Genomic DNA, 12369 nt, shown 5'->3' on the forward strand with positions numbered 1-12369 from the left:
GCCGTCAACGTTACCGGAGGCCGCGGGCTACACTCGCTCCGACCATCAGGGCGCCGCCGGTGCCGGAGCGCATGAGGAGAGCAAGTGTCGGTTCGCACGGCTGATCCGGTGCCCGAGATGGTCGACCCGGGTCGCGGACGCGGCCTCGTCGACGTCGCGCGACGCCGTTATCTCCTGCACCTGCTGACCCGCAAGGACGTGCAGGTCCGCTATCGCGGATCGGCGCTCGGCTGGGCCTGGTCGTTCGTCAAGCCCGCGGCCCTGTTCACGGTCTACTTCCTCGCCCTGGGCGTGTTCCTGCGGCTGAACGACTCGATCGAGCGGTACCCCGTGTACCTGTTCTCGGGCCTGATCCTGATCAACCTGTTCAGCGAGGCCTTCATCAACTCCACCCGGTCGCTGGTCGACAACGGTGCGCTGATCAAGAAGATCTACCTCCCGCGGGAGCTGTTCCCCGTGGCCACGATCTACGTCGCGATCGTGAACTTTCTCCCGCAGGTCGTGATCCTGCTGGGGGTGTGCCTCGCGGTCGGGTGGTCGCCCTCGATCGTCCAGGTGCTGGGTGTCCTCCTCGCGATCGTGATCGTCACGGTCTTCGCGCTGGGCCTCGGCATGCTGTTCGGTGCCGCCAACGTGGCGTTCCGCGACGCGCAGAACTTCGTGGAGCTCATCGTGATGGTGGCGCCCTGGGCCTCCCCCGTGCTCTACCAGTGGGACATGGTCAGGAACGTCGTCCCCGACTGGCTGTTCACGCTCTACCAGCTCAACCCGCTCACGTCCGCCGTGAACCTGATGCACCACGGCTTCTGGCAGCCCACGACCGACGGCGGCCGCATCGCTCCCGACGTCTGGCTCTACGCCGGCATCGCCCTCGTCACCTCGATCGCCACGCTCGCCCTGGGGCAGCTCGTCTTCCGCCGACTGGAGGGTCGCTTTGCCCAGGACCTCTGAGGGACCCACCCGCGTCACCGAATCCACGGCGATCGTCGTCGAGGACGTCCGCAAGACGTTCCGCCTGCGCCACACGCACTCGCTCAAGGAGGCGTTCGTCGCCAAGCTGCGCGGCAAGGTCGTCACCTCGACGTTCGACGCGCTTCGAGGCGTCGACTTCACCGTCGAGGCCGGCGAGTCCGTCGCGCTGCTCGGGTTCAACGGGTCCGGCAAGTCGACGCTGCTCAAGCTCGTCTCCGGCGTGCTGCGTCCCGACGCCGGCTCGATCCGCACCCGCGGCCGCATCGCCGGCCTGATCGAGGTCGGTGCCGGGTTCCACCCCGATCTGTCCGGTCGCGAGAACGTCTACCTCAACGCCGCGATCCTCGGCATGAGCCGCGACGAGATCGACGCGCGCTTCGACGACATCGTCGAGTTCAGCGAGATCGAGAAGTTCATCGACACCGAGGTCAAGCACTACTCCTCGGGCATGTTCCTGCGCCTGGCGTTCTCGGTTGCGATCCACACCGAGGTCGACATCCTGCTGGTCGACGAGATCCTCTCGGTCGGCGACGAGCCGTTCCAGAAGAAGTGCCTGGCCCGCATCCGTGAGCTGCACGAGGCCGGCCGCACGCTGGTCGTCGTGAGCCACGACCTCGACATGGTCGCCCGCCTGTGTGACCGCGGCATCCTGCTTTCAGGGGGCGAGGTGAAGTTCGACGGGCCCGCCACCGAGGCCGTCAGCCGCATGCGCGACGCCGCCCCGACCTTCACCGACGTGCCGACGTCACACCCGTTCTTCAGCCACATCGAGTGGGCGTCCTCCGAGGGCGTCGCCACCGGGTGGACCGTCGACGGCCAGCGCGAGTTCCGCCCGGCCGAGCCACTCGACCACGCAGCCCTCGCCGGTTTCCTCAAGCACTTCGGCGGCCCGTCGGGCCATCGAGCCACGGGCGCCGGGGCACTGGAGGCCGTCTCCACCGACGCCGGGGCCACCGCCGACCGCGCCGCCTTCGCCGCCCTCGTCCACGAGCTCGCCGGATCCCCCGCGGTGGCGTTGCCGAAGAAGCCGCGGTTCATCGACGTCGCCCCCGATCACGAGCACGCCGTCGCGATCGAGTGGCTCGCCGCCACCGGCATCACCGCCGGGTGGTCGGTGCCGGCCGGCATGGAGTTCCGGCCCGAGACCGCGCTTACTCGTGAGGCGGCCGTGGTGTTCCTGCACCGCTACCGCGACTGGGCCGCGCGCCAGAAGGACGTCCGCGCACCCGACCCGACCTGAGCTTCGCGAAGTCGGGGCGTCAGACGTCGCCGCGGTCTCGCAGGAACGTGCTGTCGTAGGGGGTCTCGAGACCGGGCACGAGCGGGGAGTCGGTCGTGCCGATCGAGACGAACCGACCGTCGCCCGAGATGGCCCCGCCGCCGTGACGACCGTTGCCCTGCGCGCCCGCCGTCGTGACCGACACGCGCTCGGTGACGCCGGTCCGACGATCGTGCACGAACACGTCCTCGCGGTTGTTGGTGTCCCCCGCCACGAGGTTCGGCCGGTAGGACGTGAACATCACGTAGCGTCCGTCGTCCGAGATCGCCGGGGCGAAGCCGCCCGCGGAGCCACCGGGCTGGCCGGGCGTCGCCGGGGCGAGGCGCGCCGTCACGCCCGTCCTGATGTCGTGCGTGAACAGGTCCGAGTCCGCGTTCGTGTCGCCGGGGACGAGGTTCGCGCCAGTGGAGCCGAAGACCACCAGGCCGGAGTCCGAGATCGCGACCTCGCCCGACTGGCCGCCGTAAGCGGGCGTCTGCGCGCCGCCGGTCGACACCGACACCCGCTTGGTCACCCCGGTGGTGCGGTCACGCACGAAGACGTCATCGGCCTCGTTGGTGTCGCCCGGCACGACGTGGGCCGCCTGCGTGACGAAGGCGACATACCGGCCGTCGGCCGACATGTCGAACTGACTGACCTGCTGGTGGCCCGCTGGCTGGCCCACGGTGGAGACGGACGCCAGCTCCGTCACCCCTGCCTGTCGGTCACGGACGTAGACGTTGTTGCCCGCCCCGGAGCGGTTCGTGTCAGGCGGCAGGAGGTCGGCGAGCGAGTGGAACGCGACGTACCGTCCGTCGTCGGAGACCACCGACCCGAAGAGGCTCGAGTCGGAGGGCGACTGCTCCTCGTTGCTCTTGACCGACACCAGCTCCGTGACCCCGGTGGTGCGGTCGTGCAGGAAGATGTCCTCCCTGGCGTTCACGTCGCCGGGCACGAGGTTGCTCGCCGGCGACGCGAACGTCACGAACCGGCCGTCGGCCGACATGTGCGGCGCCCCGTAGCGACTCACGTCGGTGTTGCCCTGCACGCCCGTGCTCGAGACCGACACCCGCTCCGTCCGGCCGGTCCACGTGTCGCGCACGAACACGTCCGACGCCTGGTTCGTGTCACCCGGCACCAGGTCGGTGCGCGTCGACGTGAACAGGACGAGGCGTCCGTCGGTCGACATTGCGACGGCGCCATCGGTGCCGGCGAACGAGGTCCTCACCGCGTGGTCGAAGCGGAACATGAAGGCGGCCATCTGCTCCCGGAGCACGGACTGCGTGCCGCGGAAGGTCCGCGTGCCGCCGGGCTCCGCGTAGCCCGTGGTGACCTCGGTCGTCGCGAGCCAGCGGATCTCCCGCTCGAAGGTCTCACCCGTGAACACGTCCGTGAACGAGGAGGTCGCTCCCGTGGGCACGGGTGGCTTGGCGCCGTCGTCCTGCCAGGTCCAGAACCGGTAGAGGAACGCCGCCATCTGCTCGCGCAGCACCGGCTGCCCTCCACGGAAGGTGACGGTGCCGTCCGTCCCGGTGTAGCCCGTCGTCACCTGGGTCGACTGCAGCCAGACGATGGCTCGGTAGAAGGCGTGCGTCGTCGGGACGTCGGCGAACGGGGACTCCGAGGGCAGCGTGACGTCGGGCTCGCCCGCCAGGCGGTAGAGGAAGGCGGCCATCTGCTCACGCAGGACGGGCGCCGACGGGTCGAACCGTCGTGCGGGCGGCGAGGTGTACCCGGTCGTGATGCCCCGCTCGGCAAGCCAGGAGATCTCACGGTAGAACGTGTGCTGGCGCCCCGAGCTGGGTCCTGGAACGTCCACGAACGGCGACGTGGGCGACGGCGTGTAGGCCGTCGCGGCGTCGATCCCCGACGCGGAGCCCGCCGGGAGCACTCCGAGCAGAACCGCGCACAGCAGCACCACTCCCGATACGTTCAGCCGCCCGATCATGGCCACATCAAAGCGCACACGAGGCTCACAGGAGCCTGATTTGGGCGATGTGCACCCGTCGCAGGACGGACGCCTCGCGTCAGTCGGCGAGACGGAAGTCGGCGAAGTCGAAGCCGGGCGACACCAGGCAGCTCACGAGGGCGTCGGCGTCGGACGCCACGGTGCGCTGCCACACCCCGGACGGCACGAGCACCTGCGGCTCGGCCTCGACGGCGCAGGTGCGCCGCTCGACGTGGGCACCGGGCTGCTCCCCCGCGCCGGCGAGCTCGAGGCCGACCGCTCCGGACTGGGCGATCCAGAGCTCGTCGGAGGCCACGACGTGCCAGGCCGACGACTCCCCCGCCGGCAGGAAGAAGTGGATCAAGGTGGCCGTCGCGCGAGTCCGGCCGTCGGGCAGCGTGACCTCGACGGGCGAGCGCCAGGTCTCGCGGAACCAGCCACCCTCGGGATGCTGCTCCAGGCCGAGCCGCTCGATCTCGCTCACGAGAGTGCCCCTTCGATGTCGGGACGGCGCTCGCGGAACGCCGCCAGGCGGTCGCGCGTGCGCTGCGGCTCACCGCGCGTCTGCAGGTTGAGCATGCCCGGGTCGCCGCGCTCGATGCCGGCGGCGATCCGCTCGGTCGCGGTCGTCATGCGGCGCTCCACCGCGTCGAGCAGGGTCATCGGGCCCCACTCGGCGTAGGCGTCGACCACCAGGTCGAGGCGTCGCGCGGTCTCGGCGGCCCCGATGTCGCGGTACAGCGGGATGCCGGTCCAGCACAGGAAGGCGAGGTCGTCGATCGGGTCACCGGGACCGGCGAGGTCCCAGTCGATCATCGCGACGAAGTGGCCGCTCTGGATGATCCAGTTGTAGGCGCCCGGGTCGTTGTGGCAGACGATCTGGCCCGGCTCGAGCGCGACCGGCTCGGTCCCCGTCTGCCGCCAGACGCGCGGGCCGTCGGGGCGGTAGGAGTCGACCAGGTCGTGGAAGTCGCGCAACCAGCCCACCGCCTCGACCAGGACGCCGTCGAGCACGACCTCGTCGTCGACGGGCACACCGCGGCCCTCGACGTAGGAGAGGATCTCGCGCCCGTCGTCGTCGACGCCCCCGACGTGCGGGATGCCGCCGAGGCCCTCGGCCGCAAGCCACTCCAACAGCTCGTGCACGGCCGGCGTCCAGGGGCCGGTGGGCCGCCGGACCGTGCGGCCGACCTTCCAGACCCCGCCGGAACCACCGGGCAGGTGCTCGGGAACGGGGTCGACCGGCGTGGGTTCTCCGGACGGGGCGACGTCGCGTGGCACCCTGTCATCGTGTCACACAGCCACGGTCACGGACCCGTCGACAGCGGGCCCGCCCGCCCCCAGCTCGCCCGCACACTCGGAGGTGTCGTGGCCGCCATCGCGGTCGCCACGGGCATCGCGATGGCCATTCTGTGGCCGTCGTCGGACGACGTCCCTCGTGACATCGACCCGTTCGGCGGCGAGGGCGTCTCGACCGTCGAGGCCACCGTCACCTCGCTCGAGCCGTTCGACTGCGGCAGCACCGGCCAGGTCGACATCGACAGCACGCCGACGGTGGCCGGCAGCTGCGCGAACGTCACCGCCGAGGTGAAGAGCGGCGACGCGACCGGCCAGACCGCGGAGTTCCAGCTCAACTCGACCAACTTCGTGGCCGGGACCGTCTCCGAGGGCGACCAGGTCCGGCTCGTCCAGTACGAGATCGAGGACGGGTCGTTCGGCTACGAGTTCCGCGACTTCGTGCGCGGTTTCCCCCTGGCCGCGCTGGCCATCGTCTTCGCGGTGCTGGTCGCGCTGATCGGCCGCTGGCGCGGCCTCTTCGCCCTGGTCGGCATCGGGGTCACACTCGTCGCACTGGCGACGTTCGTGCTGCCCGGCATCCTCACCGGCCAGTCACCACTCCTGATCGCGGTCGTGGGCTCGACCGGCATCATGATCGCGGTCCTCTACCTCGCGCACGGCATATCGATCCGCACCACCTCGGCGCTGTTCGGCACGCTGTTCGGCATCGCGTTCACGGCAGCCGCGGGTGCCATCGGCACCGACTGGTCGCACCTCACCGGCCTCACGTCGGAGGACGACGCCCTCCTGCTGGCCACCGCGCCCCAGCTGCAGATGCAGGGGATCGTCGCGGCGAGCATGGTGATCGCCGGGCTCGGCGTCCTGAACGACGTCACCGTCACCCAGGCCAGCGCCGTGTGGGAGCTCCGCGCCCTGCAGCCCTTTGCATCGGCGTGGGAGCTGTTCCGGTCCGCGATGCGCATCGGGCGCGACCACATCGCGTCCAGCGTCTACACGCTCGTGTTCGCCTACGCCGGTTCGGCCATGACCGTGATGCTGCTGATCACGGCCTACCAGCGTGGCCTGGTCGACGTGCTCACCAGCGGTGAGATCGCCCAGGAGGTCGTGCGCACGCTCGTCGGCGCGATCGGGCTGGTCCTCGCGGTCCCGGTCACGACCGCGTTCGCCGTCTGGCTCGCGCCGCCGGCGCAGGAGGAGCCGGAGGAAGCCGGGAGGCGGGTGCGACGCCCGGAGAACGCGTAGGCTTTCGACATGTCCTGGTTGGAGCCCGTCCTCGTCATCGGGGGCATCCTCGTCGCCGGGTTCCTCGCGGTCTGGCTCTTCCAGCGCTCGCTCGACCAGCCCGGTGGTCGCGCCGGTCTCGGCACCGGCGGCAACGGACTCGGCCTGGTCGAGAACATCTTCAGTCCCGGACGTGGCGATGCCCGCGAGGACCTCGAGAGCCAGAAGAAGGCCGGCGCGGTGCTCCCCTCCGCCGACGACGAGAAGCCCCGCACCGACGCGGTCTTCGACGACGAGGGTCAGCTCCGCAGCGTCACCCTCCGCCGGGTGCAGCCCCCCGCCGAGGACTGACTCAGCCCCACCTGACTCAGTCCCACGAGAGCCCGGCGGCCTCGATCGCCTCGCCGAGCAGGCGCAGGGCCCTCGGGCCGACGCCGTGCAGCGCGCCGATCTCGGCCCGCGAGCGTGTGGCCAGCTCGGCCAGCGTGGCGATGCCGGCGCCGTGGAGCGCCGCCGTGGCTGGTCGGCCGATCGACCGCGGGAGGTCGCCGTCGACCGACACCGTGTGGGCCGAGGTCGGGGTGAGCCGGTCCGGAGCACGGTGTGCCCAGGCGCGCCCGATCACGGCGTTGGCCTGCATCCCGTTCATCGCGTCCAGTGGAATGACCACTCCGACCGTGCGGGATCCCGCCTTCACGAGGCTCGATCCGGGGATGTCGACGAGCACGTTCTCGGCGTCATCGGCCGGCAGGTGCAGCTCGATGGCCGAGCGGTCCGCGGCGACGGCCAGGAACTCCTGGCCGTCGACCGCGAACGACTCGACGCCAGCTTCGGTCCGCGACACCTCAGCCAGCCGCTTCACGGCGGTCCGCACGTGGGCGAGCGTCGTCATGCAGTCGAAGATATCGATGTCGGCACCGCAGTGACGATGACGGAGTCGCGGAACCCGCGCCGGCCAGCGGTCTCGACGACGGGGCCGGTGCAGGTCACGATCGTCAGGCGCCGCTCGCCCGTGGTGGTGAAGTAGTCCGGCTCCATGGCCTTGTCCCGCGAGGTCTGCAAGGCCGTGACGACCCACTCCCGGAGCGTGCCGGCCTCGTCACGCGTGAAGATCCTCGACCCTGGCGGGATGCGCGCGAGCTCGTGCAGCGCACCGTCGACGCCGCCGGCCTCGACGTGACCAGCGAGGAAGGTCGAGCCCTCGGTGGCCCCGAGGGCTGAAGAATGCTCGTCCCACCCCACGACAGCGGGGTCGGTGGGGATCTCCAGCGCACCGTCGCTGACGCCCACCGGGCTCAGCGCGGCGTACACGTCGAGCGCCGGGATGAAGATCGTGCCCGGCTCGAGGTCGTGCGGAGCCGTGGACCTCGTCGTCCGCGGACCCTGCGGGTGGGCGTTCGGGGCCGTGAACGCGCTGACGGGCTCGGGGCGGTCGTCCGGCCAGCCGAGCACCACGAGACCAGCACCGACGAGGACCGCGACGAGTGGCCCGACGAGCAGACCACGCCGGACGAGCCGCTCACGCATCGGACGCCACGCCTCGCCGCAGCTGCCAGATCGACGTACCGGCACCTCCGGTCATGAGCAGCAGTCCGAGCACGAGCCAGATCGGGACCGACGCGTCGGTCGGGCTCCCCGCCGGGACGGCCGGGGTGTCGGGCACGAACAGGATCGTCTCGGCCGGGAGGCCGGCCTCGTCGACGGCCGCGGCTCCGATCAGCTTGTCGTGCACCGGGGTCCACGCGACGACGAAGGTGGCGCACAGCGCCTGACCCCCGTCGATCACGGTGGCGCTCGACGTGTGCACGCCGTCGGTGACGGTCGGGATCGGCTCGATCTGACCGGTCTTGGTCGCCTGACCCCAGTCGACTGCGGTGCAGGCGCCGTCGACCGGTGGTGCCGTGAGGACGTCGCCCGTGATGGTGCCCGGCATGTCCTGCGTGCCCGAGACCGTGATGACGTCGCTGAGCTCGCCCCCGAGGTAGGTCGTGCTCGCCTGGGCCACCGTGGCGATCGCCGGCTCCGCGACGAGCCCGGTCTCGGTCTCCAGACCGGGCGGCGAGTAGAGCTCGGTACCCGGTGCGTCGTCGAAGGCGAAGATCTCCGACCACGTGTAGCACCCGAGCTCGGTCACGGTGACCGGCGACGTCACGACCGCACCGTCGCCGGTGAACGCCATCGCCTGGGTGCTCAGCTCCTTCGCCTCGTTGGCAGCGATGAGCTCGGACCAGCGCTCCGTGCCGAGCCAGCAGCCGAGCTCCGGGTCGGGTGCGACCGGCCCCCACAGCGTCGCCTCGAAGGTGCCCGTGGCACCCGCGGTCCCGGAGATGTCGACCGTGTCGTGGAAGGACCCGCCCGGGGCGACGACGACGGAGCTGATCTGCGTGACGGCCTCGGGGGTGCGAGCGACGGTCGTCTGCTCGATCCGGCCGGCTGCGTGGTCGACGCGGTAGATCTCCTCACCTTGGCTGTTGGTCGCGACCAGGGACTCGCCGTACGAGTAGCAACCACCCTCGCGAGGAACGAACTCCCCCACGCCGACGAGCTGCTGCTGCCCCTCGGAGACGGTGATGGGTCCGAACTCGTGGGCGATGGGCGCCGCGCTCCAGCTCACGTCGCCGCACCTGCCGTCGACCGGGGCGACGGGGCCGTGGACCCGGCCGGTCAGCACGGTGCTCGTCGGCCCCAGCCCGTCGTGGTCGTACACGGTGCCGACGACCGTGACGGTGTCACTGATGGGTTGTCCGACCATGACCTCCTGACGACTCACCTCCGTGACGACGTCGGGCGGCGGTGCGACGAGCGAGGTCTCGGTGCCGACCCCGTAGCGGCCTCGGAACCCGAGGTTCCGTGGACTCGGCGCGTCGTCGGGCTCGCCGTCGATCTCCTCCTGCCACACGAAGTAGCCCGCCGCCGGCAGGGTCAGCGCGGGAGTCTCGACCGTGGCTGATCCGGCCTCGTCGACCGTGACCTCGTACTCCGCCGTGCCGACGACGGGGGTGCCCTCCGGCGCCTCCGCCGACTCGGTGGGCTTCTCGGCCAGGGGCCCGTAGAGGGTCGAGCGCCCCGTCACGGTCGACGACGGACGGGCGCCTGTGATCGTGATGCGGTCGTGCACCTCGGCGCCGGGCTCGGCCACCGTGACCACGCTGGTGTTCGTGACCGCCGAGGGGCGGTACTCGAGCACCGCGAGCTCCGCGCCGGTCGAGCCGGTGAGCGGCTCGTCGCCGACACGCGTCGTGATCATCTGGTGCCCCGGGCTCTCGGCCGGGTGCGAGTGCACGTCGTTCGACGGGACGGTGGTCGACGCCGTGACCGTGAACTCGCCGTTGCCGGTGCTGCGCAGGTTGAGGGTCTGGGGGGCTCCGGTCGACGTGATCGTGATCGTGCTCGTGCCGGTGGCCTCGAAGACGACCGGTCCGGAGATCGCGAGGTCGATCGCCCGGCTGGGCATCCAGGCACCCGGAGCCTGGATGCCCACGCCGGTGAGCTGCCAGGTCTGCCCGGGTGTCGGCGAGCTGGAGGCGACGCTGAGCGGGATCGAGCGCGCCCCTGCGTAGGCGGTGGCCTCGGCGACGATCTGGTCGACGCGCGCACGGACGCCGACGTCCGGTGTGGCGTTCTTGTGGTTGTTCGGGACGGCGGGGTCGTTCTTCACGATCGTCGCGATCGCCGCGCCGGTGGTGTCATCCAGTCCCGAGCCGTCGGGACCGGCCACGTGGAGCGCCCACGCCGCGAGCGGCGCGTGGACCCGGCTCGGCGGGGTCGTGACCGTGGGTGCGGCGCGCCCGTTGCCGGTGCACACGCCGATGACACCCTCGAACGTCTCCACGCCGACGTACGTGGCGGCGTGGGCCTGACCCGCGACCCTCACGCCGGCCTCGGACGCGGAGCCGGTGACCACCAGGCCCGCTCCCACGACGAGGCACGCGAGGAGACCTCGCATCGCGTTATTCCATGACGATGGTGATGACGTCCCGTTGGCGTTGTTCCGGTGCTTGCTCATCATGTGGCCTCTCGTCCGCTGGAGCACTCCGACGGACGCTAGGGCGGGAGCACCTGGCTCCGCGCCCGACCTGAAGCCGCCTGTGGACGAGTTACGCCTGTGGACATCGACTCCCCGGGCGCGAGGCCGTCGGACGGCAGCGCGGCTCAGATTCGCAGGTCACCCACAGGACAAGCACAGGGCTCACCGACACGGGCCATGTCCTATGGGTGTCGCCCCGCACCCACCCGTTCCCCGAATGTCAAAGGACCCCCATGTCTGTGTTCGCTTTCATCGCCGCCGATCTGGTCGCGATCGGCCTGATGGTCTTTGCGTTGTACTTCCCCCGCCACCGCCGACGCGACCTGATCGTCGCATTCCTGTCGATCAACGTCGGCGTCATGGGAGTCACCTACGCGATGGCCACGGCTGAGCTGTCGCTCGGTTTCGGTCTCGGCATCTTTGCTGTGCTGTCGATCATTCGCCTGCGGTCCACGGAGATGGACCACGCCGAGATCGCCTACTACTTCACCGCTATCGCGCTCGGTCTCCTCGGCGGCTTCCCCTCGATCTCACCGCAGGTGAGCTTCACGCTGATGGCCGTGCTCCTGGGGGTCATCGCGGTGGGCGACAGCCCTGCGCTGCTCCCCCGCACCCGTCAGCAGACGATGGTCCTGGACCGTGCCGTGACCGACGAGGCAGTGGCTCGTGACCTGCTTGGCGCCATCCTGAGTGCTCGCATCGACCGCGTGACGCTGCGGAAGGTCGACCTCATTTCCGAGAGCACCGTGTGCGACGTGCGGTTCACCCTCCCCAGCGCGAGCACGGCCCTCGACACTGCTCCGGATGCTCGCGTGGGCTCTGACTCCCCCGCGTCCACAGCCGTCACCACGTCCGGGGCTCTTCAGTGACGACCTGGCTGGACACCGTGCGGGCGCTGCCAACCCTGACGCTCGGCGAGGTGGAGGAACAAGCTGCCCTGCAGACCAGGGTCGACCGCAAGTACGTCGTGACGGCCGCCGCGTGGGGCAACGCTCTGGCCTCGCTGGGCCACGAGCCGAGGGTGCTCCACATCGAGGGTCGTCGCAGCTTCCGGTACTCGTCGACCTACTACGACACGGCCGACCTGGACAGCTACCGGGACGCAGCTCGCGGAAGGCCGCACCGCTACAAGGTGCGCACCAGGCGCTACCTGGACACTGGCGGGAGCGCAATCGAGGTGAAGATGCGCTCGGCCTCGGGCACCACGGTCAAGAGTCGGCAGTGGCTCGACGCGAGCACGGTCCCGGACGGGAACCTGCTGCCGGCTGAGGCCGCCACCTTCGTCGGCGGGTTCGATCGGATCGGCGAGGCGGCCTACCGAATGTCGGAGGTACTGACCACGTCCTACCACCGGGTGACCTTGGTGACCGACGACGCGCGGGTCACCGTGGACCGCCAGGTTACGGCGACCGACTGCCGTGGTCGCCACATGGACTACGGCGACCTGTTGATCGTTGAGTCAAAGGCGGCCGGCGCGGCCGGCGCGGCCGATCGTGCCCTGTGGGCCAGCGGCTCTCGTCCCTCACGTATCAGCAAGTACGGGACGTCCCTCGCCGTCCTGCGTCCAGAGCTCCCCTCGAACAGGTGGTCGCGGGCCATCCGCCGAGACCTGCCCGCTCCCGCACCACTCGCGGCCGTCTGAAA

Annotated in this window: 12 protein-coding genes; 6 read left to right on the forward strand and 6 right to left on the reverse strand. The window is 70.6% G+C overall.

The window, feature by feature from the left end; genetic code table 11:
* Positions 1–84: 84 nt before the first annotated feature.
* Together V6S66_RS10375 and V6S66_RS10380 are read left to right on the forward strand one after the other, a co-directional pair.
* Positions 85–951 carry an ABC transporter permease gene (locus tag V6S66_RS10375; RefSeq protein ID WP_334206662.1) on the forward strand — a complete coding sequence of 289 codons (867 nt, stop codon included), beginning with the start codon at positions 85–87 and terminating at the stop codon, positions 949–951.
* Positions 935–2212 (forward strand): ATP-binding cassette domain-containing protein, encoded by a 1278-nt coding sequence (locus V6S66_RS10380; RefSeq protein WP_334206663.1) that lies wholly within the window; start codon positions 935–937, stop codon positions 2210–2212. Before V6S66_RS10375 ends, V6S66_RS10380 begins: the two co-directional genes overlap by 17 nt.
* A gap of 19 nt (positions 2213–2231) precedes the next feature.
* Here V6S66_RS10380 and V6S66_RS10385 read toward each other — a convergent pair whose 3' ends face one another.
* The 3 genes from V6S66_RS10385 to V6S66_RS10395 form a co-directional block, all read right to left on the reverse strand.
* Positions 2232–4178 (reverse strand): S-layer homology domain-containing protein, encoded by a 1947-nt coding sequence (locus V6S66_RS10385; protein ID WP_334206664.1) that lies wholly within the window; start codon positions 4176–4178, stop codon positions 2232–2234.
* A gap of 79 nt (positions 4179–4257) precedes the next feature.
* Positions 4258–4662, reverse strand: coding sequence for a cupin domain-containing protein (locus V6S66_RS10390; protein WP_334206665.1), 405 nt, complete (start codon positions 4660–4662; stop codon positions 4258–4260).
* A complete protein-coding gene (locus tag V6S66_RS10395) occupies positions 4659–5459 on the reverse strand; it encodes a phosphotransferase (RefSeq protein WP_334206666.1) in 801 nt (266 codons plus the stop codon). Before V6S66_RS10395 ends, V6S66_RS10390 begins: the two co-directional genes overlap by 4 nt.
* 9 nt (positions 5460–5468) lie before the next feature.
* Here V6S66_RS10395 and V6S66_RS10400 point away from each other — a divergent pair, with 9 nt between their 5' ends.
* A complete protein-coding gene (locus tag V6S66_RS10400) occupies positions 5469–6719 on the forward strand; it encodes a YibE/F family protein (protein ID WP_334206667.1) in 1251 nt (416 codons plus the stop codon).
* Positions 6720–6728: 9 nt separating this feature from the next.
* Positions 6729–7049: a hypothetical protein gene (locus tag V6S66_RS10405; protein ID WP_334206668.1), complete on the forward strand. Its 321-nt coding sequence runs from the start codon at positions 6729–6731 to the stop codon at positions 7047–7049.
* Between the two features lie 16 nt (positions 7050–7065).
* On the opposite strand, the gene V6S66_RS10410 is transcribed toward V6S66_RS10405, so the two are convergent.
* Genes V6S66_RS10410 through V6S66_RS10420 form a run of 3 tightly spaced genes read right to left on the reverse strand, consistent with a single transcriptional unit; the run spans position 7066 to position 10644 of the window.
* Positions 7066–7590: a hypothetical protein gene (locus V6S66_RS10410; protein ID WP_334206669.1), complete on the reverse strand. Its 525-nt coding sequence runs from the start codon at positions 7588–7590 to the stop codon at positions 7066–7068.
* Positions 7587–8225: a class F sortase gene (locus V6S66_RS10415; RefSeq protein WP_334206670.1), complete on the reverse strand. Its 639-nt coding sequence runs from the start codon at positions 8223–8225 to the stop codon at positions 7587–7589. The genes V6S66_RS10410 and V6S66_RS10415 overlap by 4 nt, the downstream gene beginning before the upstream one ends.
* Positions 8218–10644 (reverse strand): hypothetical protein, encoded by a 2427-nt coding sequence (locus V6S66_RS10420; RefSeq protein ID WP_334206671.1) that lies wholly within the window; start codon positions 10642–10644, stop codon positions 8218–8220. The genes V6S66_RS10415 and V6S66_RS10420 overlap by 8 nt, the downstream gene beginning before the upstream one ends.
* 314 nt (positions 10645–10958) lie before the next feature.
* On the opposite strand from V6S66_RS10420, the gene V6S66_RS10425 reads away from it, so the two are divergent.
* A complete protein-coding gene (locus V6S66_RS10425; RefSeq protein ID WP_334206672.1) occupies positions 10959–11594 on the forward strand; it encodes a DUF4956 domain-containing protein in 636 nt (211 codons plus the stop codon).
* Positions 11591–12367, forward strand: coding sequence for a polyphosphate polymerase domain-containing protein (locus V6S66_RS10430; RefSeq protein ID WP_334206673.1), 777 nt, complete (start codon positions 11591–11593; stop codon positions 12365–12367). The genes V6S66_RS10425 and V6S66_RS10430 overlap by 4 nt, the downstream gene beginning before the upstream one ends.
* The last annotated feature ends 2 nt before the right edge of the window (positions 12368–12369 follow it).

This window comes from Aeromicrobium sp. Sec7.5 (assembly GCF_036867135.1).
Classification (GTDB): domain Bacteria; phylum Actinomycetota; class Actinomycetes; order Propionibacteriales; family Nocardioidaceae; genus Aeromicrobium.

Coding starts and splice junctions, on each gene's coding strand:
- V6S66_RS10405 (WP_334206668.1), top strand. CDS start 6,729: ATGTCCTGGTTGGAGCCCGTCCTCGTCATCGGGGGCATCCTCGTCGCC.
- V6S66_RS10410 (WP_334206669.1), bottom strand. CDS start 7,590: ATGACGACGCTCGCCCACGTGCGGACCGCCGTGAAGCGGCTGGCTGAG.
- V6S66_RS10425 (WP_334206672.1), top strand. CDS start 10,959: ATGTCTGTGTTCGCTTTCATCGCCGCCGATCTGGTCGCGATCGGCCTG.
- V6S66_RS10420 (WP_334206671.1), bottom strand. CDS start 10,644: ATGCGAGGTCTCCTCGCGTGCCTCGTCGTGGGAGCGGGCCTGGTGGTC.
- V6S66_RS10415 (WP_334206670.1), bottom strand. CDS start 8,225: ATGCGTGAGCGGCTCGTCCGGCGTGGTCTGCTCGTCGGGCCACTCGTC.
- V6S66_RS10385 (WP_334206664.1), bottom strand. CDS start 4,178: ATGATCGGGCGGCTGAACGTATCGGGAGTGGTGCTGCTGTGCGCGGTT.